The sequence below is a fragment of the Streptomyces sp. NPDC008238 genome (assembly GCF_042956445.1).
GTDB lineage: Bacteria > Actinomycetota > Actinomycetes > Streptomycetales > Streptomycetaceae > Actinacidiphila.
In genome coordinates this window covers 14,721-39,421 of the sequence record NZ_JBIBGK010000047.1, presented here as the reverse complement: position 1 = coordinate 39,421, position 24,701 = coordinate 14,721, and the positions used below count along the sequence as shown (strand labels likewise).

The 24,701-nt window shown below is 72.4% G+C and carries 24 protein-coding genes and 1 pseudogene; 17 read left to right on the top strand and 8 right to left on the bottom strand.

All coding sequences use genetic code 11. The annotated features are described in order from the left end of the window. Nucleotides 1-152: 152 nt before the first annotated feature. A complete protein-coding gene (gene aroA, locus ACFZAU_RS40380; RefSeq protein WP_500556364.1) occupies nucleotides 153-1,388 on the top strand; it encodes a 3-phosphoshikimate 1-carboxyvinyltransferase in 1,236 nt (411 codons plus the stop codon). A 223-nt stretch (nucleotides 1,389-1,611) separates the two neighbouring features. After that, a pseudogene (locus ACFZAU_RS40375) lies at nucleotides 1,612-2,340 on the top strand (SAM-dependent methyltransferase); the annotation flags it as partial. 11 nt (nucleotides 2,341-2,351) lie between these two features. Here the strand turns inward: ACFZAU_RS40375 and ACFZAU_RS40370 are convergent. From ACFZAU_RS40370 to ACFZAU_RS40340, 7 genes are all read right to left on the bottom strand, one after another. Continuing rightward, nucleotides 2,352-3,020 (bottom strand): hypothetical protein, encoded by a 669-nt coding sequence (locus ACFZAU_RS40370; RefSeq protein ID WP_500556363.1) that lies wholly within the window; start codon nucleotides 3,018-3,020, stop codon nucleotides 2,352-2,354. Nucleotides 3,021-3,137: 117 nt separating this feature from the next. Beyond that, a complete protein-coding gene (locus ACFZAU_RS40365) occupies nucleotides 3,138-4,175 on the bottom strand; it encodes a Gfo/Idh/MocA family protein (protein ID WP_500556366.1) in 1,038 nt (345 codons plus the stop codon). 106 nt (nucleotides 4,176-4,281) lie between these two features. Then, nucleotides 4,282-5,301 carry a Gfo/Idh/MocA family protein gene (locus tag ACFZAU_RS40360; RefSeq protein ID WP_499601447.1) on the bottom strand — a complete coding sequence of 340 codons (1,020 nt, stop codon included), beginning with the start codon at nucleotides 5,299-5,301 and terminating at the stop codon, nucleotides 4,282-4,284. A gap of 31 nt (nucleotides 5,302-5,332) precedes the next feature. Continuing rightward, the gene (locus ACFZAU_RS40355; RefSeq protein ID WP_500556362.1) at nucleotides 5,333-6,244 is read right to left on the bottom strand and encodes a sugar phosphate isomerase/epimerase family protein; all 912 of its coding nucleotides are present in this window, start codon (nucleotides 6,242-6,244) and stop codon (nucleotides 5,333-5,335) included. A gap of 194 nt (nucleotides 6,245-6,438) precedes the next feature. Beyond that, complete coding sequence (locus ACFZAU_RS40350; RefSeq protein WP_500556361.1) at nucleotides 6,439-7,317, bottom strand: ATP-binding cassette domain-containing protein; 879 nt, start codon at nucleotides 7,315-7,317, stop codon at nucleotides 6,439-6,441. Nucleotides 7,318-7,322: 5 nt separating this feature from the next. After that, the gene (locus ACFZAU_RS40345; protein WP_500556360.1) at nucleotides 7,323-8,405 is read right to left on the bottom strand and encodes an ABC transporter permease; all 1,083 of its coding nucleotides are present in this window, start codon (nucleotides 8,403-8,405) and stop codon (nucleotides 7,323-7,325) included. Further along, the gene (locus tag ACFZAU_RS40340) at nucleotides 8,402-9,415 is read right to left on the bottom strand and encodes a sugar ABC transporter substrate-binding protein (protein WP_500556359.1); all 1,014 of its coding nucleotides are present in this window, start codon (nucleotides 9,413-9,415) and stop codon (nucleotides 8,402-8,404) included. The genes ACFZAU_RS40345 and ACFZAU_RS40340 overlap by 4 nt, the downstream gene beginning before the upstream one ends. A gap of 274 nt (nucleotides 9,416-9,689) precedes the next feature. Here ACFZAU_RS40340 and iolC point away from each other — a divergent pair, with 274 nt between their 5' ends. From iolC to ACFZAU_RS40275, 13 genes are all read left to right on the top strand, one after another. Then, a complete protein-coding gene (gene iolC, locus ACFZAU_RS40335; RefSeq protein WP_500556358.1) occupies nucleotides 9,690-10,637 on the top strand; it encodes a 5-dehydro-2-deoxygluconokinase in 948 nt (315 codons plus the stop codon). Nucleotides 10,638-10,669: 32 nt separating this feature from the next. Next, the gene (locus tag ACFZAU_RS40330) at nucleotides 10,670-11,548 is read left to right on the top strand and encodes a Cgl0159 family (beta/alpha)8-fold protein (protein WP_499601441.1); all 879 of its coding nucleotides are present in this window, start codon (nucleotides 10,670-10,672) and stop codon (nucleotides 11,546-11,548) included. Nucleotides 11,549-11,586: 38 nt separating this feature from the next. Then, nucleotides 11,587-12,492: a 5-deoxy-glucuronate isomerase gene (gene iolB, locus ACFZAU_RS40325; protein WP_500556357.1), complete on the top strand. Its 906-nt coding sequence runs from the start codon at nucleotides 11,587-11,589 to the stop codon at nucleotides 12,490-12,492. Next, nucleotides 12,492-14,363, top strand: a complete 1,872-nt coding sequence (gene iolD, locus ACFZAU_RS40320) for a 3D-(3,5/4)-trihydroxycyclohexane-1,2-dione acylhydrolase (decyclizing) (protein ID WP_500556356.1) — start codon at nucleotides 12,492-12,494, stop codon at nucleotides 14,361-14,363. The genes iolB and iolD overlap by 1 nt, the downstream gene beginning before the upstream one ends. Before the next feature lie 193 nt (nucleotides 14,364-14,556). Further along, a complete protein-coding gene (locus ACFZAU_RS40315; RefSeq protein WP_499601991.1) occupies nucleotides 14,557-15,276 on the top strand; it encodes a GntR family transcriptional regulator in 720 nt (239 codons plus the stop codon). A 133-nt stretch (nucleotides 15,277-15,409) separates the two neighbouring features. Further along, nucleotides 15,410-16,372 (top strand): sugar ABC transporter substrate-binding protein, encoded by a 963-nt coding sequence (locus ACFZAU_RS40310; RefSeq protein WP_500556355.1) that lies wholly within the window; start codon nucleotides 15,410-15,412, stop codon nucleotides 16,370-16,372. Beyond that, nucleotides 16,369-17,391 carry an ABC transporter permease gene (locus ACFZAU_RS40305; RefSeq protein ID WP_500556354.1) on the top strand — a complete coding sequence of 341 codons (1,023 nt, stop codon included), beginning with the start codon at nucleotides 16,369-16,371 and terminating at the stop codon, nucleotides 17,389-17,391. Before ACFZAU_RS40310 ends, ACFZAU_RS40305 begins: the two co-directional genes overlap by 4 nt. Then, nucleotides 17,388-18,167 carry an ATP-binding cassette domain-containing protein gene (locus ACFZAU_RS40300; protein ID WP_500556353.1) on the top strand — a complete coding sequence of 260 codons (780 nt, stop codon included), beginning with the start codon at nucleotides 17,388-17,390 and terminating at the stop codon, nucleotides 18,165-18,167. The genes ACFZAU_RS40305 and ACFZAU_RS40300 overlap by 4 nt, the downstream gene beginning before the upstream one ends. 197 nt (nucleotides 18,168-18,364) lie before the next feature. Beyond that, nucleotides 18,365-19,483: an ROK family glucokinase gene (locus ACFZAU_RS40295; protein WP_499601435.1), complete on the top strand. Its 1,119-nt coding sequence runs from the start codon at nucleotides 18,365-18,367 to the stop codon at nucleotides 19,481-19,483. 5 nt (nucleotides 19,484-19,488) lie between these two features. Next, complete coding sequence (locus ACFZAU_RS40290) at nucleotides 19,489-20,010, top strand: hypothetical protein (RefSeq protein WP_500556365.1); 522 nt, start codon at nucleotides 19,489-19,491, stop codon at nucleotides 20,008-20,010. An 85-nt stretch (nucleotides 20,011-20,095) separates the two neighbouring features. Next, on the top strand, nucleotides 20,096-21,385 hold the full coding sequence (gene pcaDC, locus ACFZAU_RS40285) for a bifunctional 3-oxoadipate enol-lactonase/4-carboxymuconolactone decarboxylase PcaDC (protein ID WP_500556352.1): 1,290 nt from the start codon (nucleotides 20,096-20,098) through the stop codon (nucleotides 21,383-21,385). Between the two features lie 127 nt (nucleotides 21,386-21,512). Continuing rightward, nucleotides 21,513-22,160, top strand: a complete 648-nt coding sequence (locus tag ACFZAU_RS40280; protein WP_500556351.1) for an MBL fold metallo-hydrolase — start codon at nucleotides 21,513-21,515, stop codon at nucleotides 22,158-22,160. An 84-nt stretch (nucleotides 22,161-22,244) separates the two neighbouring features. Then, nucleotides 22,245-23,024, top strand: coding sequence for an exodeoxyribonuclease III (locus ACFZAU_RS40275; RefSeq protein WP_500556350.1), 780 nt, complete (start codon nucleotides 22,245-22,247; stop codon nucleotides 23,022-23,024). Here the strand turns inward: ACFZAU_RS40275 and ACFZAU_RS40270 are convergent. Next, nucleotides 22,949-23,806, bottom strand: a complete 858-nt coding sequence (locus ACFZAU_RS40270; protein WP_500556349.1) for a hypothetical protein — start codon at nucleotides 23,804-23,806, stop codon at nucleotides 22,949-22,951. The two genes, ACFZAU_RS40275 and ACFZAU_RS40270, sit on opposite strands and share 76 nt — an antisense overlap. Nucleotides 23,807-23,914: 108 nt before the next feature. Between ACFZAU_RS40270 and ACFZAU_RS40265 the strand changes: the two genes are divergently transcribed. Beyond that, the gene (locus ACFZAU_RS40265) at nucleotides 23,915-24,253 is read left to right on the top strand and encodes a cupin domain-containing protein (protein WP_500556348.1); all 339 of its coding nucleotides are present in this window, start codon (nucleotides 23,915-23,917) and stop codon (nucleotides 24,251-24,253) included. A 5-nt stretch (nucleotides 24,254-24,258) separates the two neighbouring features. Further along, nucleotides 24,259-24,699 carry a DUF6278 family protein gene (locus ACFZAU_RS40260; RefSeq protein WP_500556347.1) on the top strand — a complete coding sequence of 147 codons (441 nt, stop codon included), beginning with the start codon at nucleotides 24,259-24,261 and terminating at the stop codon, nucleotides 24,697-24,699. Nucleotides 24,700-24,701: the final 2 nt, after the last annotated feature.

Here is a 24,701-nt window from a genome sequence, read left to right as displayed (position 1 = left end):
AACGCCCGCGCCGACCCGAAAACCAATTTCGCCCCCGACTCACCGATCCGCACCTGGACCAATTACCCGGCCAAGGCTGCGTGACAAGCCACTAGAATGACCCTGCCCCTCACCAGGGCGTCCCCGCACGTCGGGCAGCACAGGAGAGCACCGTGACCGTCGTCGCCGTCCCCGGATCGAAGTCCGTCACCGCCCGGGCGCTGTTCCTGGCGGCGGCGGCCGAGGGGACGACGACACTGCGGCGGCCGCTGCTCTCCGACGACACCGACGGCTTCGCCGAAGGACTCGTCCGGCTCGGCTACCGCGTGGACCGCGGCGCGCAGGAGTGGCGCGTCGAAGGACGCCCCGCCGGCCCCGCGCTCCCCGAGGCCGACGTCTACTGCCGCGACGCCGCCACCGCCGCCCGCTTCCTCCCGGCCCTCGCCGCGGCCGGGCACGGCACCTACCGCTTCGACGCCTCCGCCCAGATGCGCCGGCGTCCCCTCGCCCCGCTGACCACCGCGCTGCGGACGCTCGGTGTCGACCTGCGCCACGAGGAGGCGGAGGGCCACCTGCCGCTGACCGTCACCGCCGACGGCATAGCGGGCGGCGCGCTCGACCTCGACGCGAGCCTTTCCTCGCAGTTCCTCACGGCGCTGCTCCTCGCCGGCCCCCTCATGCGCGACGGACTGCGCGTCAACGTCACGGGACTGGTCTCCGTCCCCTACGTCGAGATCACCATCGCCATGATGCGCTCCTTCGGCGTCGAGGTCGGCCGCGAGGGCGACGTGCTCGTCGTCCCGCCCGGCGGCTACCGCGCCGCGGACTACACCGTCGAGCCCGACGCCTCCACCGCCGGCTACTTCTTCGCCGCCGCCGCCCTGACCGGCCGCGAGGTGACCGTGCCCGGCCTGGGCACCGGCGCGCTCCAGGGCGACCTCGCCTTCGTCGACGTACTGCGCCGCATGGGCGCGCGCGTCGAGACCGGCACGGACGCCACCACCGTCTCCGGCACCGGCACGCTGCGCGGGATCACCACCACGATGCGGGACATCTCCGACACGATGCCGACGCTCGCGGCGATCGCGCCCTTCGCCGACGGCCCGGTGCGCATCGAGGACGTCTACAACACCCGGGTGAAGGAGTGCGACCGCCTCGAGGCCTGCGCGGCCAACCTGCGCCGCCAGGGCATCCGGGTGGAGACCGGCCGCGACTGGATCGAGATCCACCCCGGCACCCCCGCCCCGGTCGAGATCGCCTGCCACGGCGACCACCGCATCGCGATGAGCTTCGCCGTCGCCGCACTCCGCACGGAGGGTGTCACCTTCGACGAGCCGGGCTGCGTGAAGAAGACCTTCCCCGAGTTCCACGAGGTGTTCGGCGAGCTGCGCGAGGAGTGGGGCCTGTAGGGCCGGGGCCGGAGCGTGCCGCCCCGCCGTCCCGACGATCGTCCTGTCCATGCCGTTCGTGTCCCTTCCCCCGGTGGTGTCCGTCGTGGCCGTGACGGCCCCGACGGCCGTGCTGCCTCGACGTCCCTTCGACCCGGGAAACCGCCATCGCCACCGATCGCGTTGCACGCCAGCGCCGAATTAACCGGATGCGGTGAACCCCCTGCCCTGCGAAGCTGCGCCGATGGAACGACGCCGCATCTCGCGCATCGCGCACACCCACCACCCGATCGCCGCACCCCTCGACGACGCGGTGGTGCGCCACCTTCTCGGACGGGCGCTGCGCCGGGGGGACGAACGCGTCCTCGACCTCGGCTGCGGGGAGGGCGCCTGGCTGCTGCGGGCCCTCGACGGCCGCCCGAAGGTCACGGCGGAGGGCGTCGACCTGGACACCGGCGCACTGGAGAAGGCGGCCCATGAGGCCACCGCGCTCGGCGTCGGCGACCGGCTGACCCTCCACGAAGGGGACGCCGGCGGCTTCGCCCCGCCGTACCTCTTCGACGTCGTCCTCAGCGTCGGCGCCGCACACGCCTTCGGCGGCCTCCTGCCGACCCTCGCCGCGGCCCGGGAGCACCTCGCCCCCGGCGGCACCGTGCTCATCGGCGACGGCTTCTGGGAGCGCGAACCCACCCAGGACGTCGTCGACATGCTGGGGGAGTACGAGGACCTGCCGAGCACCGTGGACCGGATCGTCGCGGACGGCTGGACCCCGGTCCTCGCCCACGTCAGCAGCATCCGTGAGTGGGACGACTACGAGTGGTCCTGGACCGGCTCCCTCGCCGAGTGGGCCCTGGACCATCCCGGCGACCCGGACAGTGGCGCCGCCCTCGAAGCCGCCGCCGTCCACCGCGCCGAGTGGCTGCACGGCTACCGCGGCACGCTCGGCTTCGTCACGCTGGTGCTGCGGCGCACGACCTCGGGCGCTCAGCCGCCCGGAAGCCCCGTCGGACGGGAACGGAAGCTCGCCACCACGATGTGGAGGCTGACGACCAGCGCCCACAGCGGGAAGACCAGCTCGGCCAAGGGCACGTTCGGGACCACGAACAGCAGCGTGACGCCCACGAGGTAGCCCAGCAGCACCAGCCAGCGCGGGAAGGACCCCAGCCGCAGCCCGACGGTGGAGGCCGACAGCACGAACACCGCGGCCATCCGCATCGAGTACGTCGTCAGCAGGCTGTAGGTGAGGTGCTGGCCGAAGTAGGCCAGCTCGGCCCGCGGGGTCCCGGGCGAGGCGACCTGCGTGGTGGCCAGCAGGCTGCCGGCCGCCGCGGCGGCGCCGAAGAGCGTCGCGACGAACACCAGACCGCTGCCGAGGAACACCGTCGAGAGGAACTTGTCCTCGCCCGGGCCGACGTGCGCGCGCACCGCGCCGATGAACCACAGGAAGAAGATGCCGGCGAAGGGGATGAGGGCCAGTGCCGTCTGCACCCCGCTGCGCGAGGAGAGACTGAGCGGCGACTCGGTCAGCGCGCCCTCACCGCTGGGGATGGAGGCCCTGACCAGCACGATGGCGGCGCCGATCAGCACCGCGAACGCGATCCCCACGAGTCCCGCCGCACGGGGCGCGCGCAGCGCCCGGACCTTCATCGCCATGAAAGGTCCTTCCCTCGTGGACCGCCGGGACCGCCTCGTCCCAGCAAGCACCGCCCCGGGTGATCACGCCACCCGGGGCGGACCGCGGGGGTGACGTGCTCGCGGCGCCCCGCGGGGTCACCGCGCGCGCGTGCCGGCGTGCTCCGCGACCTCGGCCATCTCGGCGACCGTGACCGGCCGCCGCTCCCGGCGCGAGACCTCGCACGCCTCCGCCACCAGCAGCGCGTCGAGCGCCTCGCGCCCGTCGCAGGGGTTCTCCGAACGACCCGTCACGACCTGCAGGAAGGCGCCGATCTCCGCCCGGTACGCGTCCCCGAAGCGGTCCACGAACCCGGTCCACGGGTCGGGCACGCCCGGGGCCGCGCCCGGTTCCACGGACGTGACCGGCGTACGGGGGCCGACGCCGACGGCGATCTGGTCCAGCGATCCGGCGAGTTCCATGCGGATGTCGTAGCCGGCGCCGTTGTAGCGGGTGGAGGTGGCGGTGGCGAGGGTGCCGTCGTCGAGGGTGAGGAGCGCCGCCGCGGTGTCCACGTCGCCCGCGTCGCGGAAGAAGGCGGCCCCGCCGTTGGCGCCCGTGGCGTAGACCTCGACGACCTCACGGCCGGTCACCCACCGGACCGCGTCGAAATCGTGGATCAGGCAGTCCCGGTAGAGCCCGCCGGACAGCGGCACGAACTCCGGCGGCGGGGGCGCCATGTCGGAGGTCAGCGCCCGCACGGTGTGCAGCCGTCCGAGCCGTCCGGCCCGGACGGCCTCCCGGGCGGCGCGGTAGCCGGGGTCGAAGCGGCGCTGGAAGCCCATCTGGAGGACGGCGCCGGCCTCCTCGACCTCGCGCAGCGCGGTGACCGTCGACTCCAGGTCGAGGGCGACCGGCTTCTCGCAGTAGACGGGGAGCCCGGCCCGCACGGCGCGGGAGATCAGCTCCGCGTGGGCGGAGGTCGCCGAGGCGATGACGACCGCGTCCGCGCCGCCGGCGAACGCCGCGTCGACCGAGGACGCGGCCCGCGCGCCAGAACCAAGCCGCGCGGCGGACGCGGCGGCCCGTGCGGCGTCGGCGTCCGCGAGGACCAGTTCGGAGACCTCGGGATGGGCGTGCAGGGTGGCCGCGTGGAAGGAACCGAGGCGCCCGACACCGAAGAGGACGACGCGCATGTACGGGGATGCCTTTCTCACGGATGCGGTGGAGGCGCGGGCGGGGCGGCCAGGGAGTAACCGTCCCACCCGCGCCGGATCCGGGGTGGCCGGGGACGTGCGTCCCTCAGCGGTAGAACGCCGGTCGGTCGGCCAGTTCGACCTCGACGCGCCCGCCCGTCTCCTGGGAGCGGACGCCGGCCTCGCAGACCGCGGCGGCGGCGTAGCCGTCCCAGACGCTGGGGCCGGTGACCTCTCCGCGCCGGGTGGCGTCGACCCATGCCTGGACCTCGCGGTCGTAGGCGTCGGCGAAGCGCTCCACGAAGTCCTGGGCGATCGTGCCGCCCCAACGGCCCGCGGTGTTGACGAGCAGGTCGTGCGCGTCGCCGATGCGGGCGCTGCCGCGCTCGCAGACCGCCTCTGCCTGCACCTGGTAGCCGAAGCCGCAGTTGAGGAAGACCTCGACGTCGACGACGGCCCCGCCGTCGGTCTCGAAGACCACGAACTGCGGGTCGTCCAGGCCCGCGGGCGCGTTCGCGGACGGGCGGGGGCGCAGCACGGTGACGGCGGTGATCTCCTGGCCGAGCAGCCAGCGGGTCACGTCCATCTCGTGCACGAGCGAGTCGTTGACGAGGTTGGCGTTGGTGAAGCCGGGCGGGATGCTCGCGTTGCGGTGCCGGTTGTGCAGCATCAGCGTCCGGCCCAGTTCACCGCTGTCCAGCAGGGCCTTGAGCTTGCCGTACTCCGCGTCGTAGCGCCGCATGAAGCCGACCTGCACCCGCCGGTGCCCCAGGCGCTGCTCGGCCTCCATCACACGCAGCGCGGAGGCGGCGTCCGGTGTGAGCGGCTTCTCGCACAGCACCGGCAGGTCGTGCTCGAAGGCCGTGAGCAGGGCCGCCTCGTGGGCGGGGCCGGGCGAGGCGATGAGCACGGCGTCCACGTCGGCCGCGGCCATCGCCGCCGCGGGGTCGGTGTACGCCGTGCAGCCCTCGACGCCGTCGGCGACCGCCTTCACGCGTTCGGCGTCGACGTCGACGACGGCGGTCACCCGGGCGCCGCTCACCACGTCGTTGATGCGGCGTACGTGGTCGGCGCCCATCTTGCCGGTGCCGATGACGGCGACCCCGAGCGGTCCGTGCTGCGTCATGATGCGTGTCTTCCCTTTCGTGGGCGGTGCGTCAGGCACCGCAGGAGCGCAGGAACTTCCGGGTGCGCTGCGCGATGGGCAGCGGCCGCTCCGGCTCGCAGGGGTACATGTCCTGCTCGACGATCGCGAACAGGTCGACGCCCAGGCCCTGCGCCGCGGCCAGCACCGGCTCCAGGGCGGGCACGCCGCCCGGCGGCTCACACATGACGCCGCGCTGCACGGCCGGGCCGAAGGGGACCCCGTTCTTGACGACGTCGGCGAGGATCTCCGGGTCGACCTGCTTCAGGTGCAGGTAGCCGATCCGCTCCCCGTAGGTCTCGATCAGCTTGACGCTGTCGCCGCCGCAGTAGGCGTAGTGGCCGGTGTCCAGGCAGAGGTTGACCAGGCCCGGGTCGGTGGCGTCGAGGAAGCGCTCGACGTGCTCCTCGGTGTCGATGTGCGTGTCGGCGTGCGGGTGGACCACGATGTCCAGGCCGTAGACGTCGCGGACCTGGCGGCCCAGGCGCTCCATGCCGGTGGCGAGGTGCCCCCACTGCTCGGCGGTGAGTTCGCGCGGCTCGATGATCTCGGCGGTCTTGTCGTCGCGCCAGAAGGACGGGATGACCACCAGGTGCCGGGCGTCCATGGCCTGGGCGAGGGCGGCGACCTGGCCGACGTGCTCCCAGGTGGCGTCCCACACCGAGGGGCCGCGGTGCAGGGAGGTGAAGACGGTGCCCGCGGAGACCTTCAGGCCCCGGCGCGCGGTCTCCTCGGTGAGCCGGGCCGGGTCGGTCGGCAGGTAGCCGTACGGGCCCAGCTCGATCCACTCGTAGCCCGACTGGGAGACCTCGTCCAGGAAGCGCTGCCAGGGCACCTGCTGGGGGTCGTCGGGGAACCAGACGCCCCACGAGTCGGGCGCGGAACCGATCCGGATCCGGTCCAGAACGGGGGAGGGGGCAGTCATGAGGAGGGCTCCTCTCACCGGTCGCCGCGGACCGGTCGTGGTTCGGTAGGGCGGCCCGTCAGGGCGGTGGTACGGATGCCCGCGGAGCTCCGTGGTCCCGCTGGAAGCTTCGCCGTCCGGCCGGGCAGCCGTCAAGAGTTAGTCCTGACATACGGACGTCATGTCAGGGTCGGGGGGAAGGGCCGGGCCGCCCCTCACGGGGAGGTGCGGCCCTCGGCCAGGTCCTCCGGACCGGGCAGTTCGTCCACGTCGACGCCGCGAACCTGGGCCAGTTCGTGCTTGAGCGCGGCCAGCTCGGTGCCGCCGGCCATGTGGTGGGTGAGCTCCTCCAGGGAGACCTCCTTCCGTGCCGCACTCAGTTCCAGAGTGCCCAGCCGCAGCACGGAGAAGTGATCGCCGACCATGAACGCGTGGTGCGGATTGTGGGTGATGAAGATGACGCCCAGACCCCGCTCGCGTGCGGCCGCGATGTACTTCAGGACGACGCCGGACTGCTTGACGCCCAGTGCCGCGGTGGGTTCGTCCAGGATCAGCACCCGTGCGCCGAAGTGGACCGCGCGGGCGATGGCCACGGACTGCCGCTGGCCGCCGGAGAGGGTGCCGATGGGCTGTTCGAGGTCGTCCAGGACGATGCCCATCGCCCGCAGCTCCTCGTCCGCGGTCCGTTTCATCCGGGCGATGTCCAGGCGGCGTACGGGCCATGGCCCGCGCGTCAGCTCGGAGCCGAGGAAGAAGTTCCGCCAGACCGGCATCAGCGGAACGGTCGCCAGGTCCTGGTAGACGGCCGCGATGCCGCGGTCCAGGGCCTCCCGCGGGGTGTTCAGCCGTACGGGCGCGCCGTCGATGCGGAACTCGCCCTCGGTGTGCCGGTGCAGCCCGGAGACGATCTTGATCAGCGTGGACTTGCCCGCGCCGTTGTCGCCGAGGACGCAGGTGACCTGCCCCGGCCGGACGGCCAGGTCGACGCCGTGCAGGGCGCGGACGTTGCCGTAGCTCTTGCCCACCCCGTCCAGTTCGACGAGGGGCTCGGGGGCGGCGGCGGTGCCGCCGGGGGTGGTGGTGGCGGTGGTCATCGGGCTCACCTCCGGGTCGCCGTGCGGCGGACCCACAGATTGACGAGGGTCGCGATCAGGAGCATCACGCCGAGGAAGAACTTGAACCAGTCGGGGTTCCAGTTGGCGTACACGATGCCCTGCGAGACCATCCCGAAGATGAAGGCGCCGAACACCGAGCCGATCGCCGAACCGTAGCCGCCGGTGAGCAGGCAGCCGCCGATGACCGCCGCGATGATGTACAGGAACTCGTTGCCGACGCCTTCGCCCGACTGCACCGCGTTGAACGAGAAGAGCAGGTGCATGCCGGTGAACCAGGCGCCGAAGCCCACGGCCATGAACAGCGCGATCTTGGTGAAGGCCACGGGTACGCCGACCGCCCGCGCGCTGTCCTTGTTGCCGCCGACCGCGAAGGTCCAGTTGCCGAACCGGGTGCGCAGCAGCGCCCAGGTGGCGAGCGCCGCGAAGCCGAGCCACCACAGCACCGTCACCTTGAGCTGGACCCCGCCGACACCGATCTCCGAAGCGAACAGCGCGCGCGCCTGGCCGAAGCCGTCCATGTCGCTGATGGAGTCGGTGGCGACGTTGCCGGTGAAGATCTTGGTGACGGCCAGGTTGAGGCCCTGCAGCATCAGGAAGGTGGCCAGGGTGATGAGGAAGCTGGGCAGCCCCGTCTTCACCAGCATGTAGCCGTTGAGCGCCCCGATGCCCAGGGACACCACCAGGGCGACGGCCACACCGGTCCACACGTTCATGCTGAGCTGGAAGCTGAACATGCTCGCGGTCAGCGCCGACGCGGTGACGGCGACGCCGGCCGAGAGGTCGAACTCGCCGCCGATCATCAGCAGGGCCACGGGCAGCGCCATGATGCCCATGACCGACGCCTGGTAGAGCACGGTCGCCAGCGATCCGGCCTCGCGGAAGGACGGCGCCACCGCGAAGAAGAAGAGGTACACCGCGACGGCGGCGATCAGCGCGCCGATCTCCGGGCGGGCCAGTGTCCGGCGCAGCAGCGAGCGTTCGGCGGTGCGGCCGTCCGCCTTGGAGGCGGGTGCCGCGGGTGGTGAGGGGGACGCCGCGGGGGCGGCTGCCTGGGACACAGGGATCACCGGGTGCCCTTCGCGGCGAACGCGGCCACGGACTCGACGTTGTCCTTGTCGACGAAGGCCGGGCCGGTCAGGACCGGTGCCACGCCGCCGCCGCTGACGTTGCCGTTGGTCTTGTACAGCCACAGGGAGTCGACGGACAGGTAGCCCTGCAGGTACGGCTGCTGGTCGACGGCGAACTGCACCCCGCCGTCCTGGACGGCCTTGACCAGGTCCTTGTTGAGGTCGAAGGTGCCGACCTTCGCCTTGCTGCCGGCGTCCGCGACCGACTGGACGGCCGTCAGCGCGAAGGGCGCGCCCAGGGTGACGACGTAGTCGATGCCGGAGTCCTGCTTGAGCTTCGCCGTGATCGTGGACTTCACCGACGGCATGTCCGTGCCGTTGACGTAGAGGTTCTCGGTCTTCCCCTTGAACGTCTTCTTCACGCCGGCGCAGCGGGCCTCCAGGGCGACGTGGCCCTGTTCGTGGATCACGCAGACGCTGTGCTTGGCGCCCAGGTCGTTGAGCTTGTCGCCCAGCGCCTCGCCGGCGACGCTCTCGTCCTGTCCGAAGTACTCCAGCAGCCCCTGGTCCTTCCAGTCGTCCAGGCCCGCGTTGAAACCGACCACCGGGATGCCCGCGGCCTCCGCCTTGGCGACGACGTCCTTCATGGCGTCGGGCTTGGCCAGGGTGACGGCTATCCCGTCGACCTTCTGGTCGATCGCGTTCTGGATCAGGTTGGCCTGGGTCGCGGCGTTGGGGTCGTTGGAGTAGACCAGCTCCACGTTGTCCTTGGCGGCGGCGGCCTGGGCGCCCTTGCGGATCAGGTCCCAGAAGGTGTCGCCGGGGGCGGCGTGGGTGACCATCGCGATCTTCATCCGCGGGGTGTCGGCCTTTCCCGCGGCGGGGGCGCCTGCCGACTCCTCGGCCTTCTTCCCGCCTGAGCTGCTGGAACAGCCGGCTGCGAGGAGGACGGCGGCGGTGGAGAGGGCCGCGACGGCGGAGATCCGACGGTATCTGCGAGAGCGTTCCATGTTCCTGCACCTCACTGCGGTGGGAGGGAGAAGGGGACGGACGTGTTCACATGGCCGGGTGCTGCACGGGAGCAAACCCCTCCCCGGGGTCCCTGTCAAGACTTTGTCAAGACATCAATTCATCTCGACGTAACGACAAGGTAACGAGCCGGATGTCCGGCGGTCGGTACGTTCGTATGTAAGGACATAGTGTTGACAGCGCTCGGCCGGGCGGGCTAGACCTGACAGGGCCGCAGAGCGACCCCCAGGTGACGCACGACGAGGAGTCACGCCCATGACCGAGCCGTACGACCTGATCACGATGGGCCGGATCGGGGTGGACCTCTACCCGCTGCAGACCGGTGTCCCGCTGCCCCAGGTCGAGACGTTCGGGAAGTTCCTCGGCGGCTCCGCCACCAACGTCGCGGTCGCCGCCGCCCGCCTCGGCCGCGCCACCGCCGTCATCACCCGCACCGGCGACGACCCCTTCGGCACCTACTGCCACCAGGCGCTCAAGGAGTTCGGCGTCGACGACCGCTACGTCACGCCGGTCGCCGCGTACCCGACACCGGTCACCTTCTGCGAGATCTTCCCGCCGGACGACTTCCCGCTCTACTTCTACCGGCTGCCCAAGGCCCCCGACCTGGAGATCCACGCCGGCGAACTGGACCTCGACGCGATCCGGGCCGCCCGCATCTTCTGGATGACCGGGACCGGCCTGTGCGCGGAGCCCAGCCGCACCGCCACCCTCACCGCCCTCGAGGCCAGGGCCCGCCGCGGCACCACCGTCTTCGACCTCGACTGGCGCCCCATGTTCTGGAAGGACCCCGACGAGGCCCGCCCCTACTACGCGCGGGCGCTGGCCTCGGCCACCGTCGCCGTCGGCAACCTCGACGAGTGCGAGATCGCCACCGGGGTGCGCGAACCGCGCGCCGCCGCCGAGGCGCTGCTCGCCGCCGGGGTCGAACTCGCCGTCGTCAAGCAGGGCCCCAAGGGCGTCCTCGCCGTCCACCGCGACGGCAGCACCGCCGAGGTGCCGCCGGTACCCGTCGACGTGGTCAACGGGCTCGGCGCGGGCGACGCCTTCGGCGGCTCCCTCTGCCACGGGCTGCTCGCCGGCTGGGACCTGGAGCGGATCATGCGCCACGCCAACGCCGCGGGCGCGATCGTGGCCTCCCGCCTCGCCTGCTCCTCCGCGATGCCCACCGCGACGGAGGTCCAGGACCTCCTCGGCCGCGGCTGACGGTCCGTCCCCTGCCCGAAAGTGAGCTCCTCTTGAGCATCAGCATCTCCGACCTGGTGAAGGTGCGGACCCACCACCCCGAGGCGATCGCCGAGGCCGCCGCCCGCCGCGTGCGCCGTCCGCTCGTCGGTGACAGCGGCCGGCTGATGATCCTTGCCGCGGACCACCCCGCGCGGGGCGCGTTCGCGGTGGGGGACCGGGAGTTCGCCATGGCCAACCGCGTGGACCTGTTGGAGCGGCTGTGCACCGCGCTCTCCCGTCCCGGCGTCGACGGTGTCCTCGGCACCGCGGACATCCTGGAGGACCTGCTGCTGCTCGGCGCGCTCGAGGGCAAGGTGGTCATGGGGTCGATGAACCGCGGCGGCCTGGCCGGCGCCTCCTTCGAGCTCGACGACCGCTTCACCGGCCACCGCGCCCAGGACATAGCCCGGCTCGGCTTCGACGCGGGCAAGCTGCTGCTGCGCATCAGCTACGAGGACAGCGGCTCGCTGAGCACCATGGTCGCCACCGCCCGCGCCATCGACGAGATGGCCGAGCACCGGCTCCCGGTCTTCGTCGAGCCGTTCATATCCCGTCGCGTCGACGGCAGGGTCCGCAACGACCTCAGTGCGGAGGCGGTCACCAAGTCCATCGCCATCGCCTCGGGGCTCGCCGGGACCTCCGCCTACACCTGGCTCAAGGTGCCCGTCACCGAGGACGTCGACGACATGGCGACCGTCATGGAGACCTCCACGCTCCCCGCCGTCCTGCTGGGGGGCGAGGTGGGCAGGGAACAGGAGGCGGTCTACGAGAAGTGGCGCAAGGCGCTGCGCCTGCCCACCGTCCAGGGCCTGGTCGTCGGCCGCACCCTGCTCTACCCGGCGGAGGGCAGCGTGGAGACCGCCGTCGACACCGCCGTCGGTCTGCTGTGACGTCCCGGTCGAACCGCGAGAAGTGCGAGGCCCCCACCATGAACGGCACCGAGGAGCACCTGCCCGCCGGGAAGGCCGTCGCCGGCCCCTACGCCGTCGACGTCGACCCCGGCCGGGCCGGCTGGGAGCACTCCTCCCTGCGGGTCCTGGAACTCCCGCCCGGCGGACGGCACGAGTTCGCCACCGGCGACAGCGAATGGATCGTGCTGCCGCTCTCCGGCGGCTGCGAGGTCTCCGCCCAGGGGGAGACCTTCCGGCTCACCGGGCGCGAGAGCGTGTTCACGGCGGTCAGCGACTTCGCGTACGTGCCGCGCGACGAGACCGTCACCGTCACCACCGCCTCCGGGGGCCGCTTCGCCCTGACCGGCGCCCGCTGCGAGCGGAGGCTTCCCGCCCGCTACGGACCGGCCTCCGCCGTCCCCGTCGAGCTGCGGGGCAGCGGCAGCTGCAGCCGCCAGGTCAACAACTTCGGCGCCGCCGGGGTCTTCGAGTGCGACCGCCTGATCGCGGTCGAGGTGCTCACCCCCGCCGGCAACTGGTCGTCCTTCCCGCCGCACAAGCACGACGAGGACCGCGAGGGCGAATCGCGCCTGGAGGAGATCTACTACTTCGAGATCGCCCCGGCGCACGGCAAGGACGGCATCGGCTACCAGCGCGTCTCACCCTCCGGCAACGGCCGGGGCACCGACGTCCTCGCCGAGGTCCGCAGCGGCGACGTCGTCCTCATCCCCGACGGCTGGCACGGTCCCTCGATGGCCGTGCCCGGCCACGACATGTACTACCTCAACGTCATGGCGGGCCCGGGGGAGGAGCGCGCCTGGCTGATCTGCGACCACCCCGACCACGCCTGGATCCGCGACACCTGGCCGGACCAGCCGGCCGACCCGCGCCTGCCCCTGTACACCGCCCCCGCCGCCACCGGCGAAGCCCCCGAGAGGTCCTGATGAGCAGCCAGTCCGTACGCCGCCTCACGGTCGCCCAGGCGCTGGTGCGGTTCCTGTCCGCGCAGTACACCGAGCGCGACGGGGTCCGCCGCCGGCTCGTTGCCGGCACCTGGGGCATCTTCGGCCACGGCAACGTCGCCGGCATCGGCCAGGCGCTGGTGGAGTACCGGGAGGAGATGCCCTACCACCAGGGCCGCAACGAGCAGGCCATGGTGCACGCCGCCGTCGGTTACGCCCGGCAGCTCAACCGGCTGTCCGCGCAGGCCGTCACCACCTCCATCGGCCCCGGCGCCACCAACCTCGTCACCGGGGCCGCGCTCGCCACCGTCAACCGGCTGCCGGTGCTGCTGCTCCCCGGCGACTCCTTCGCCAACCGCGTGCCCGACCCGGTGCTCCAGCAGCTGGAGCACACCCAGTACGGCGACGTCACCGTCAACGACGCGCTGCGGCCGGTCTCCCGCTGGTTCGACCGGGTCACCCGGCCCGAGGCACTGATCCCGTCCGCGCTCCAGGCGATGCGGGTGCTGGCCGACCCCGCCGAGACGGGCGCCGTCACGCTCGCCCTTCCGCAGGACGTCCAGGCCGAGGCGTACGACTGGCCCGAGGAGTTCTTCGCCGAGCGCGTCTGGCACGTACGCCGCCCGGCTCCCGAGGCCGCCGAACTGGCCGCCGCCGCGGACGCGGTGCGCGCCGCGCGGCGTCCGCTGATCATCGCGGGCGGCGGTGTCCACCACAGCGAGGCCGAGGCCGCCCTGCGCGCGCTGGCCGAGGCGACCGGCATCCCCGTGGCCTCCACCCAGGCGGGCAAGGGCTCGCTGCGCCACGACCACCCGGCCGACCTCGGCGGCGTCGGCCACACCGGCACCGCCGTCGCCGACGACATCGCGCGCACCGCCGACCTGGTCATCGGCGTGGGCACCCGCTACACCGACTTCACCACCGCCTCCTCCACCCTCTTCGCCGCCCCCGGGGTGCGCTTTCTCAACCTCAACGTCACGGGCTTCGACGCCCACAAGCTCGGCGCCCGCACCCTGGTCGGCGACGCCCGCGCGAGCCTGGAAGCGCTCGCGCAGGCCGTGGCGGGCCACCGCGTCGCGCCGGAGTACGAGGCCGAGTACACCGCCGGCAAGGAGCGCTGGGAGCGCGTCGTCGACGCCGCGTATGCCGCGGACGACACCGACCGCCCCACCCAGACCCAGGTGCTCGGCGCCCTCGACTCGGTGGTCGGCGACGACGACGTGCTGATCAACGCCGCCGGCTCCCTTCCCAGCGACCTGCACAAGCTCTGGCGGGCCCGCAGCCCGCGCCAGTACCACCTGGAGTACGGATACTCCTGCATGGGCTACGAGATCCCGGCCTCCATCGGCGTGCGCATGGCGGCGCCCGACCGGCCCGTGTGGGCGCTCGTCGGGGACGGCACCTACCTGATGATGCCGACGGAGATCGTGACCGCCGTGCAGGAGGGCGTGAACGTCAACCTCCTCCTGATCCAGAACCACGGCTACGCCTCCATCGGCGGGCTGTCCGCCGACGTGGGCGGCGAGCGCTACGGCACCGCCTACCGCTACCGCGCCGCCGACGGCTCCTTCACCGGCGACCCGCTCCCGGTGGACCTCGCCGCCAACGCCGCCAGCCTCGGGATGGACGTGCTGCGCGCCGCGACGGTGCGCGAGCTGCGCGAGGCGCTGGCCACCGCCCGCGCCTCCGACCGCCCGACCTGCGTGTACGTGGAGACCGACCCCACGCCGACGGCACCCGCCGCCCAGGCCTGGTGGGACGTGCCGGTCGCCGAGACCGCCTCCCGAGAGGCGGCCGTCGAGGCCCGCAAGTCCTACGAGCGGCACCTGGGCGACCGCCGCCGCCACCTGTGAGGCGGCTCCCCGGACCGCTCCCGGAACCCGGCACCACCGACCGCACCACCGACCGCACCGGCCCGTCCGCGGGCCCTGGAGAAGGCGTGGATCCACATGTTCGGACAATGTGATGTCAGAGTTTCCTGAGATCGATACCGGCGGATACGCTCCCCCTGTGTCCAAAGCAGAGTCCGCGCCGCTCGAGTTCGAGGTGGACCGCTCCAGCCCGGTGCCGCTGTACTACCAGCTCGCGCAGCAGCTGGAAGGTGCCATCGAGCACGGCAGGCTCGCTCCCGGAAGCCTCCTGGGCAACGAGATCGAACTCGCGGGACGGCTCGGCCTCTCCCGGCCGACCGTCCGGCAGGCCATCCAGTCCCTGGTGGACAAGGGCCTGCTGGTGCGCCGACGCGGCGTGGGCACCCAGGTCGTGCACAGCCAGGTCAAGCGGCCACTGGAGCTGAGCAGCCTCTTCGACGACCTCCAGGCCGCCGGGCAGAGCCCCGCCACCCGGGTGCTGCGCAACGAGACCGAGCCGGCCTCCGCCGAGGTCGCCGCGGCGCTCGGCATCGCCGAGGGCAGCGACGTCGTCGTCCTGCAGCGGCTGCGCTTCACCCACGGCGAGCCGATGGCCCACATGTGCAACTACCTGCCGCCCGGACTCCTCCCGCTGGACGACGCCAAACTGGAGTCCACCGGCCTGTACCGCATGATGCGCGCGGCCGGGATCACCCTGCACAGCGCCCGCCAGTCGGTCGGCGCCCGCTGCGCCACCGAGGCGGAGGGCGAGCTGCTCGCGGAGGAGCCGGGGGCGGCGCTCCTCACCATGAGCCGGACGACCTACGACGACACGGGGCGGGCCGTCGAGTACGGCAGCCACATCTATCGCGCGTCCCGCTACGCCTTCGAGTTCCAGCTGCTCGTGAGGGCCTGAGCGGCCGCGGAACCCCCCTTCCGCGAGCATCGCACCCTGTGACGGATACTTGGTCGGTTCCAAGACCAGCAGGGAAAGGCACGACGTGGAGAGCGCGAACAGGCGAAGGCGTGCGCTCGGTGCGCTACTGACAGTGGTCATCGGTGTGGCGCTGGCGGGCTGCAGCAGCACCGGAGGCCTGCGCGCCGAACAGCGGGCCAAGGAGGCCCAGGCCAACGGATCGGCCGTCGACACACCGAGGTGGACGGTCGCCATGGTCACCCACGCCGGCGCCGGCGACAGCTTCTGGGACATCGTCCAGAAGGGCGCCCGGCAGGCCGCCGCCAAGGACAACATCAAGTTCCTGTACTCCAACAGCGACCAGGGCAAGGACCAGGCGCAGCTGGTGCAGACGGCCATCGACCAGAAGGTCGACGGCCTGGTCGTCACGCTCGCGAAGCCCGAGGCGATGAAGGACGTCGTTCTGAAGGCGGAGAAGGCCGGCATCCCGGTCATCACCATCAACTCGGGGTCCGCCCAGTCCAAGGAGTTCGGCGCCCTGGCCCACATCGGCCAGGACGAGACCATCGCGGGCGAGGCCGTCGGCGGCGAGCTCACGGCGCGCGGCAGGAAGCACGTCCTGTGCGTGCTGCACGAGCAGGGCAACGTCGGCCACGAGCAGCGCTGCGGGGGAGTGAGGAACACCTTCGAGGGCACGACGGAGAACCTCTACGTCAACGGCACCAACATGCCCGACGTCCAGTCCGCCCTCCAGGCCAAGCTGGCCGCCGACCGTTCCATCGACGCCGTCGTGACCCTCGGCGCGCCCTACGCCGCCACCGCCGTCAAGGCGAAGGAGCAGGCGGGCAGCAAGGCCGAGGTCGACACCTTCGACCTCAACGGCCAGGTCGCGGGCGCGCTGGAGGCAGGCACCCTCGGCTTCGCCGTGGACCAGCAGCCCTACCTGCAGGGCTACGAGGCCGTGGACCTGCTGTGGCTCTACCGCTACAACGCCGACGTCCTCGGCGGCGGCGGCCCGGTGCTCACCGGCCCGCAGATCGTCACCAAGGACGACGCGGCCGCGCTGAAGGACTACGCGAAGCGGGGCACCCGATGACCGCGGACAGCCTCGCGCCCCCGAGGGGGCTCGGGAACCGCCTGTTCAGCCGCCCCGAGCTGGGCGCCGTCGTCGGCGCCGTGGCCGTCTTCGTCTTCTTCTCCGTGGCGGCCGACTCCTTCCTGCGGCCGGCGAGCCTCGGGACCGTCCTGTACGCGGCGTCCACCATCGGGATCATGGCGGTGCCCGTGGCGCTGCTGATGATCGGCGGCGAGTTCGACCTGTCGGCGGGCGTCCTGGTGACGTCCTCCGCCCTGGTGTCGTCGATGTTCAGCTACCAGATGACGGCCAACGTCTGGGTTGGCGTCGGCGTCTCGCTGCTCGTCACCCTCGCCATCGGCTTCTTCAACGGCATCATGCTGGCCCGCACCAAGCTGCCGAGCTTCATCATCACGCTGGGCACCTTCCTGATGCTCACCGGGCTCAACCTGGGCTTCACCAAGCTCATCGACGGCACGGTCAGCACCAAGTCCATCGCCGACATGGAGGGCTTCCCCTCGGCGCGTGCGCTGTTCGCCTCGCACCTGACCATCGGCGACGTCGACCTCCAGGTCACCATCCTGTGGTGGATCGCCCTGGTCGCCGTCGCGACCTGGGTGCTGCTGCGGACCCGCGCCGGCAACTGGATCTTCGCGTCCGGCGGCGGCCCTGACGCGGCCCGCGCGGTCGGCGTCCCCGTCACCCGTACGAAGACGGGCCTCTACATGGCCGTCGCCTTCTGCGCGTGGATCTCCGGACAGCACCTGCTGTTCTCCTTCGACGTGGTGCAGTCGGGAGAGGGCATCGGCAACGAGTTCCTGTACATCATCGCCGCGGTGATCGGCGGCTGTCTGATGACCGGCGGCTACGGCTCGGCCATCGGCTCCGCGGTGGGCGCGTTCATCTTCGGCATGACCAGCAAGGGCATCGTCTACGCCGAGTGGAACCCGGACTGGTTCAAGTTCTTCCTGGGCGCCATGCTGCTGCTGGCCACACTGCTCAACGCCTGGGTGCGCAAGCGGGCGGAGGCGGCGAAGTGACGGCCCTGGTGAGGCTGACCGACGTCAGCAAGGCGTACGGGCACGTGCGGGCCCTGGAGGACGTCTCCCTGGAGGTGCACGCGGGGGAGATCACCTGCGTCCTCGGTGACAACGGCGCCGGGAAGTCCACCCTCATCAAGATCATCGCGGGGCTGCACCAGCACGACCGGGGCAGCTACGAGATCGAGGGCGTGCCCGTGTGCCACGCGTCGCCCCGTGAGGCACTCGACCACGGCATCGCCACCGTCTACCAGGACCTGGCCGTCGTCCCGCTGATGCCGGTCTGGCGGAACTTCTACCTCGGTTCCGAGCCGCGCAGGGGCCGGGGCCCCTTCAAGCGCCTGGACGTCGCCCTGATGCGGGAGACCACGCGCACGGCGCTGCGCGACATGGGCATCGACCTGAGCGACGTGGACCGGCCCATCGGCACCCTGTCGGGCGGGCAGCGCCAGTGCGTCGCCATCGCCCGCGCCGTGCACTTCGGGGCCAAGGTGCTCGTCCTCGACGAGCCCACGGCGGCGCTCGGCGTCCGGCAGTCCGGCGTCGTGCTGAAGTACGTCGCCGCGGCACGGGACGCCGGCCTCGGCGTGGTCCTGATCACGCACAACCCCCACCACGCCCACCTCGTCGGCGACCGCTTCGTCCTGCTGCGCCGCGGCACGATGACCGGCACCTACACCAGGGAGGGGATCACGGTGGACGAGCTCACTCGGGAAATGGCCGGGGGCACGGACCTGGAGACCCTCGCCCACGAGCTGCGCCGCCCGGCACCGTGACGGCGGGCGGGCGGCCCCGGCCGCCCGCCCCGCGCACCCACCCGTCGTCGCCCGGGACCGGGGCCACGCCCCCGCGATCCCGGGCACTTAGAATCACTCGGAGAACCGCCCCCGACCCCGGAGAGACGAGCCTTGCGAGCGACGACCGAGCAGCAGTTCGGGACCGAGTCCGGGATCGGATCCACGGGGGTGAACCGATGAGCATGTACCGGGGTGCCGCCCGCTCCTCCAGCAGCTCCACGCTCCTGAGCACGGTGGGCCGCCGCGAGCGCCGCTCGCACCTCACCGCGCCCCGCGTCCCCACCGTCGGCATCGACATCGGCGGCACCAAGGTGATGGCCGGCGTGGTCGACGCGGACGGCAACATCCTGGAGAAGCTGCGCACCGAGACGCCGGACAAGAGCAAGAGCCCGAAGGTGGTGGAGGACACCATCACCGAGCTCGTCCTCGACCTGTCCGAGCGGCACGACGTGCACGCCGTCGGCATCGGCGCGGCCGGCTGGGTGGACGCCGACCGCTCCCGGGTGCTCTTCGCCCCGCACCTGTCCTGGCGTGACGAGCCGCTGAAGGCCCGTCTCACCGAGCGCCTGCGGGTGCCGGTCATGGTCGACAACGACGCGAACACCGCCGCCTGGGCGGAGTGGCGCTTCGGTGCCGGCCGCGGCGAGAGCGACCTCGTGATGATCACGCTCGGCACCGGCATCGGCGGCGCCATCCTGGAGGACGGCCACGTCAAGCGGGGCCGCTTCGGTGTCGCCGGCGAGTTCGGACACATGCAGGTCGTGCCCGGCGGGCACCGCTGCGCCTGCGGCAACCGCGGCTGCTGGGAGCAGTACAGCTCGGGCAACGCCCTGGTGCGCGAGGCCCGTGAGCTCGCGGCGGCGGACTCCCCGGTCGCGTACGGGATCATCGACCGGGTCGACGGCCAGGTGCGGGAGATCACCGGTCCGCTCATCACGGAGCTCGCTCGTGAGGGTGACGCGATGTGCGTCGAGCTCTTCCAGGACATCGGCCAGTGGCTGGGCGTCGGCATCGCCAATCTCGCCGCCGCCCTGGACCCTTCCTGCTTCGTCATCGGCGGCGGCGTCAGCGCGGCCGACGACCTGCTGATCGCCCCGGCCCGTGACGCCTTCCGGCGCCATCTGACCGGGCGCGGATACCGGCCCGAGGCGCGTATCGTCAAGGCGCAGCTCGGCCCCGAGGCCGGGATGGTCGGCGCCGCGGATCTGGCGCGGCTGGTCGCGCGCCGCTTCCGGCGGGCCAACCGGCGGCGGGTCGAGCGGTACGAGCGCTACGCGAAGGTTGTCGGCAAGTGAGTGCCATGCCCCCGAGGAGGCCACCGCGCTGGGTGCAGTGGACGGTCGTCCCGCTGCTGATCCTGGTGCCGATCGGCTACGTGATCATCTCCGCGGAGCAGAGCCGGGACAGCGGCGAGGAGAAGCAGGAGCAGGCGGCCGCCACCACGCTCACCTACCTGTGGCCCACGAAGGTGCAGCGGCGCATCTACGAGGTGACGATCCCGTCCGGTTCGGCGCCGGTGGCGTACCTGGAGACCAACAACTGGGCCGCCAGCTCCTTCTACGTGCAGTTCCGCACCAACCAGGGCGGCCTGGACACCTTCCTCGCCCAGTACGGCCGGAGCCGCTCCGCCCTCCGGGACGGCGACGTGACCGTGAGCCCGAAACAGGCCCGCGCCGTGCGCTGGGACTTCGGCGCGTCCGGCAAGTGGGCCGGCCTGAAGCTCAAGCAGCACGGTGACAAGCCGGACCACAACATCACGGTCGACTTCTCCAACACGGACCACCCCGTGGTCTATGTCGTGTCCACGATAAACTTCCGCTGACCGGCGCCCAGGCGCCCCAAGGCCGCCCACGCCGTCGCGGGGCCCGGCCGTCCCCGCCCACGAACGCCTCGATAGCGTGGAGCGAGTGAGCGACGAGCAGAGCACGCAGACCCTCCAGCACCGCGTCGACGGGCCGCAGGACGCGCCGGTCCTGGTCCTCGGCCCCTCACTGGGCACGACGTGGCACATGTGGGACCGGCAGATACCCGAGCTGACCCGCCAGTGGCGGGTGCTGCGGTACGACCTCCCCGGGCACGGCGGCGCACCCGCCGACGCCTCGGTGTCCACCGCCGAACTGGCCGACCGCCTGCTGCGCACCCTGGACGAGGCTGGCATCGAGCGCTTCGGCTACGCCGGCTGCGCCTTCGGCGGCGCCGTCGGCACCCAGCTGGCACTGCGTGCCCCGCAGCGCGTCGCCTCGCTCGCCCTGGTCTCCTCGGCGGCCCGCTTCGGGACGCCCGACGCCTGGCGGCAGCTCGGAGCGGTCGTCCGCGCCAACGGCCTGGAGCAGATCGCGCTCAGCGCCCCCGAGCGCTGGTTCGCCCCCGCCTTCCGTGCCGCCCAGGCCGCCATCGTGGACTGGTCCGTCCAGATGGCCCGGGCCGTCGACCCGGAGTGCTACGTCGCCGCCTGTGAGGCGCTGGCCTCCCACGACGTGCGCGCCGAGCTGGGCCGGATCACCGTGCCGACGCTGGTCCTGGGCGGCGCCGAGGACCAGGTGACACCGCCCGCCGACGCCCGGGCCCTGGTCGCCGGGATACCGGACGCGCGGCTCGCGGTCGTCCCCGGAGCCTCGCACCTGGTGCCGGTCGAGCAGCCCGCGGCCGTCGGCGAGCTCCTCGTACGCCACTTCGAGGCCACCTGGACCGAGCAGCCCGTCGTCGTGGCCGCGCCCGTGCAGCCCGCGGCCGTCGCCCCGGAGCCCGCACCGGCGGTCGCGGCCCCCGTACGGCCCGGGCCGCAGCACCAGGGGGGCGTCGCGCCCGGCCGCGTCGACCCGTACGCCGAGGGCGACCGCACCCGGCGCGAGCTCCTGGGCGACGCGCACGTCGACCGGGTGGAGGCCGAGGAGGCAGACGAGCCCGCCGGAGCCTTCGAGGAGTTCGTCACCCGCTACGCCTGGGGCGAGCTCTGGAACCGGCCCGGGCTCGACCGGCGGACCCGCAGCGTCATCACCCTGACCGCACTCGTCGCGGGCGGCCACCACACGGAACTGGCCGCGCACACCCGGGCGGCGCTGCGCGGCGGCCTCACCCCGGCCGAGATCGAGGAGGTGCTGCTGCACGCCGCCGTCTACCTCGGGGTGCCCGCCGCCACCTCCGCCCACGCGGTGGCGCGGCGCGTCATCCGGGAGGAGACTCGGCCAGGGGAGTGAGCCCGCGCGCAGGGCGGCAGCGTCGGCCCGCCGGCCCATCGGCGCCACCACCTGGATGCGGCGTGTGCGGCGCGCACGGCCTCGGCCATGATGGCCACGCAAAGGATCACCGCTCCGGAGGAGAGTCATGAAGCTGACGAAGAGGGGCCACGCCTGCGTCCGCCTGGAGAAGGACGGGCGCGTGCTCGTCATCGATCCCGGAGGCTTCACCGAGCCGGACGCCGCGGTGGGGGCGGATGCGGTTCTCGTCACGCACGAGCACGCGGACCACTTCAGCGAGCAGCAGTTGCGCGCCGCCCTGGAGGCCGACCCCGCCGCCGAGATCTGGACCCTCAAGAGCGTCGCGGACCAGGTCTCGGCCGCCTTCCCGGGCCGGGTCCACACCGTGGGCGAGGGCGACACCTTCAGCGCGGCCGGCTTCGACGTCGAGGTGCACGGCCAGATGCACGCCGTGATCCACCCCGACATCCCGCGCATCACCAACGTCGGCTTCCTCGTCGACGGCTCCGTCTTCCACCCCGGCGACGCGCTCACCGTGCCCGGCCGGTCCGTCGAGACGCTGCTGCTGCCCGTGCACGCCCCCTGGAACAAGGTCTCCGAGGTCATCGACTACCTCCGCGAGGTGAAGCCGGCCCGCGCCATCGACGTGCACGACGGGCTCCTCAACGACCTCGCCCGCACCCTGTACGACCGGCTGCTCGGCCCCGACGGGCCCGGTGTCGGCGGCGCGGAGCACGGCAGGCTGGCCCCCGGCGACAGCACCGACCTGGGCTGACGCCCCGGCCGCACGACCTGCCGCGGACGGCCGCCGGGAACGCCCCGGGACCGGTTGTCGGAGGCGGGCGGTACATTCGGGTCCATGCGCATCGCCACCTGGAACGTCAACTCGATCACCGCCCGCCTGCCGCGGCTGCTGGCCTGGCTGGAGAAGAACAGCCCGGACGTGCTGTGCATCCAGGAGACCAAGTGCACCGAGGAGCAGTTCCCGTTCGAGGAACTGCGCGCCCTCGGCTACGAGACCGCCGTCAACGCCACCGGCCGGTGGAACGGGGTCGCCCTCCTGTCCAAGGTGGGCCTCGAGGACGTCGTCGTCGGCCTGCCCGGCGGCCCGCTGTACGAGGAGGTCGACGAGCCCCGCGCGGTCTCGGCGACCTGCGGCCCGGTCCGGGTCTGGTCGGTGTACGTGCCCAACGGCCGTGAGGTCGGCCACGAGCACTACGCGTACAAGCTGCGCTGGTTCCAGGCGCTGAGCGCGGCGGTCGCGGAGGACGCGGCGGGTGAGCGCCCCTTCGCCGTCCTCGGCGACTACAACGTGGCGCCCACCGACGAGGACGTGTGGGACCTCACGGTCTTCGAGGGGATGACCCACGTCACCCCCGCCGAGCGCGAGGCGCTGGCACACCTGCGCGAGGCCGGGCTCAGCGACGTGGTGCCCCGCCCGCTGAAGTACGACCGTCCCTACACCTACTGGGACTACCGCCAGCTGGCCTTCCCCAAGAACCGCGGCATGCGGATCGACCTGGTCTACGCGAACCAGCCCTTCAGCAAGGCGGTCGGCGACGCCTACGTCGACCGCGAGGAGCGCAAGGGCAAGGGCGCTTCCGACCACGCCCCCGTCGTGGTCGACCTGGACGTCTGACCGGTCCTGGGCAGGCCCAGCGCGAAGCGCCCCCCGGCCCTGCGCTGGAACTCGACGTGGCCGCGCAGCCCCGGCGGGCAGGGCAGGTGCAGGGTCGCCGGGTGCGCCACCTCGCGCAGGTCCACCACCAGGGCGTCGTCCGGCAGTCCGGTCAGCACGGCGGCCAGCTCCGGGTCCGCCGCCGGCCGGGCCTGTCCCACCGGGGTGCCCCGCAGGTCGGGGCGGTAGGAGAAGACGTTCGAGGTCTCGGCGAGCCGTTCCAGCACCGCGGCGTGGTCCGGGACCGAGCCGTCGGCCCGGGCCGCCCCAGGCTCCGCATCGGGGGCCAGGCGTTCCAGGGCCGCGAGCCCCGCCCGTGCCAGCAGGGTGACCCAGTCGACCAGCGAGGGCGCGACGTACGCCCAGGTGTCGGGGAAGACCCCGGTCGCCGCGAACACCCGGCCCCAGGCGCCGGTGCCCCCGTCCACGTCGACGAAGAGCGTGTCCCCGCCCGACTCGTGCAGCAGGTGCGCGGAGCCGGGTGGCCCCACGGCCCAGCCGCCGGGGTGCAGACCCCGCTCGGGGGCGAGCCGGTACTCCTCCAGGCCGCCGATGCGGATCGACCGCACCCTGCCGACCAGGCGCCGCACCTCGCCGGGGAGCGGCACGCCCCACGCCGCGATCTCGGCGTCCTGCGCGCCGGTTGCGAGCCGGACCGTGCCCGGGGCCCGCGCCGCCAGCTCCTCCAGCAGCCGCCAGGCGCGGTCCGCCGCCCGCCCCCCGGCTTCCCGTTCATCCCGCATTGCGTGGCCCTTCTCGCGCCGGGCAGCCTTACGTCACGTATTGTGCGGCAACGGAACGTATACAACGTGTCGTTACCGTTGGCATACGCCCGCGCGTACGCTCCGGCCATGAAGAGCTTCTCCGTCGACATCGCCGCCGCCGTGCTCGAACCCGAACCCCTGGACGCGGGACAGATCGTCTCCGGCTCCCCCGAGGTCACCGGGAAGGTGCTGTGGCGGTCGGCCGACGGCACCCGCTCCAGGGGGATCTGGCAGATCACCCCGGGCGTGGTGACCGACACCGAGGCGGACGAGATGTTCGTGGTCGTCAGCGGACGCGCCACCGTCGAGGTGGAGGGCGGACCGACCCTGGAGCTCGGTCCGGGAGAGGTCTGCGTCCTCCGCGAAGGAGACCGCACGACATGGACCGTCCACGAGACACTCCGCAAGGCCTACGCCATAGGCTGATGCCCATGGACATCTCCTTCCTGGACAGGTGGCGCAAACGGTACGGCGAGGTCCGCGGCGCGGCCGTACCGGAGTCCCTCGCCGAGGACCAGGAAGGAGTCACCGAACTGCTCTCGGAGTGCGAGCTGCTGCGCGCCAGGGCCGAGGCCGAGGGCGTGGAACTGGACGACACTGCCCTCTCGTTGGAGCGCCTGGACCAGTTGGTGCCGCGCTGGCGCGACGACCCGGACGAGCTGTCCTGGCTCGGCAACGACGCCGGGCTCTACCTCGGCACGGTCGTGGTGCGCACCGTCCCGGGCGCGAGCTGGCAGATCTGGCCCAACGGACGGCCCGTCATCCAGCTGGCCTCCGGCCGTGAACTCGACGTCGTCGAGGCGGGCCACGAGTGGGCGGAGAGCGGTACCCCGGAGCTGTCCCAGGTCTACGCCGAGGCCTCCGAGGTCTGATC

Coding starts and splice junctions, on each gene's coding strand:
- ACFZAU_RS40280 (WP_500556351.1), top strand. CDS start 21,513: ATGAAGCTGACGAAGAGGGGCCACGCCTGCGTCCGCCTGGAGAAGGAC.
- ACFZAU_RS40360 (WP_499601447.1), bottom strand. CDS start 5,301: ATGACGCAGCACGGACCGCTCGGGGTCGCCGTCATCGGCACCGGCAAG.
- ACFZAU_RS40295 (WP_499601435.1), top strand. CDS start 18,365: ATGAGCATGTACCGGGGTGCCGCCCGCTCCTCCAGCAGCTCCACGCTC.
- ACFZAU_RS40260 (WP_500556347.1), top strand. CDS start 24,259: ATGGACATCTCCTTCCTGGACAGGTGGCGCAAACGGTACGGCGAGGTC.
- ACFZAU_RS40265 (WP_500556348.1), top strand. CDS start 23,915: ATGAAGAGCTTCTCCGTCGACATCGCCGCCGCCGTGCTCGAACCCGAA.
- iolC (WP_500556358.1), top strand. CDS start 9,690: ATGACCGAGCCGTACGACCTGATCACGATGGGCCGGATCGGGGTGGAC.
- ACFZAU_RS40370 (WP_500556363.1), bottom strand. CDS start 3,020: ATGGCGATGAAGGTCCGGGCGCTGCGCGCGCCCCGTGCGGCGGGACTC.
- ACFZAU_RS40270 (WP_500556349.1), bottom strand. CDS start 23,806: ATGCGGGATGAACGGGAAGCCGGGGGGCGGGCGGCGGACCGCGCCTGG.
- ACFZAU_RS40340 (WP_500556359.1), bottom strand. CDS start 9,415: ATGGAACGCTCTCGCAGATACCGTCGGATCTCCGCCGTCGCGGCCCTC.
- iolB (WP_500556357.1), top strand. CDS start 11,587: ATGAACGGCACCGAGGAGCACCTGCCCGCCGGGAAGGCCGTCGCCGGC.
- ACFZAU_RS40275 (WP_500556350.1), top strand. CDS start 22,245: ATGCGCATCGCCACCTGGAACGTCAACTCGATCACCGCCCGCCTGCCG.
- iolD (WP_500556356.1), top strand. CDS start 12,492: ATGAGCAGCCAGTCCGTACGCCGCCTCACGGTCGCCCAGGCGCTGGTG.
- ACFZAU_RS40350 (WP_500556361.1), bottom strand. CDS start 7,317: ATGACCACCGCCACCACCACCCCCGGCGGCACCGCCGCCGCCCCCGAG.
- ACFZAU_RS40365 (WP_500556366.1), bottom strand. CDS start 4,175: ATGCGCGTCGTCCTCTTCGGTGTCGGGCGCCTCGGTTCCTTCCACGCG.
- ACFZAU_RS40305 (WP_500556354.1), top strand. CDS start 16,369: ATGACCGCGGACAGCCTCGCGCCCCCGAGGGGGCTCGGGAACCGCCTG.
- ACFZAU_RS40290 (WP_500556365.1), top strand. CDS start 19,489: ATGCCCCCGAGGAGGCCACCGCGCTGGGTGCAGTGGACGGTCGTCCCG.
- ACFZAU_RS40355 (WP_500556362.1), bottom strand. CDS start 6,244: ATGACTGCCCCCTCCCCCGTTCTGGACCGGATCCGGATCGGTTCCGCG.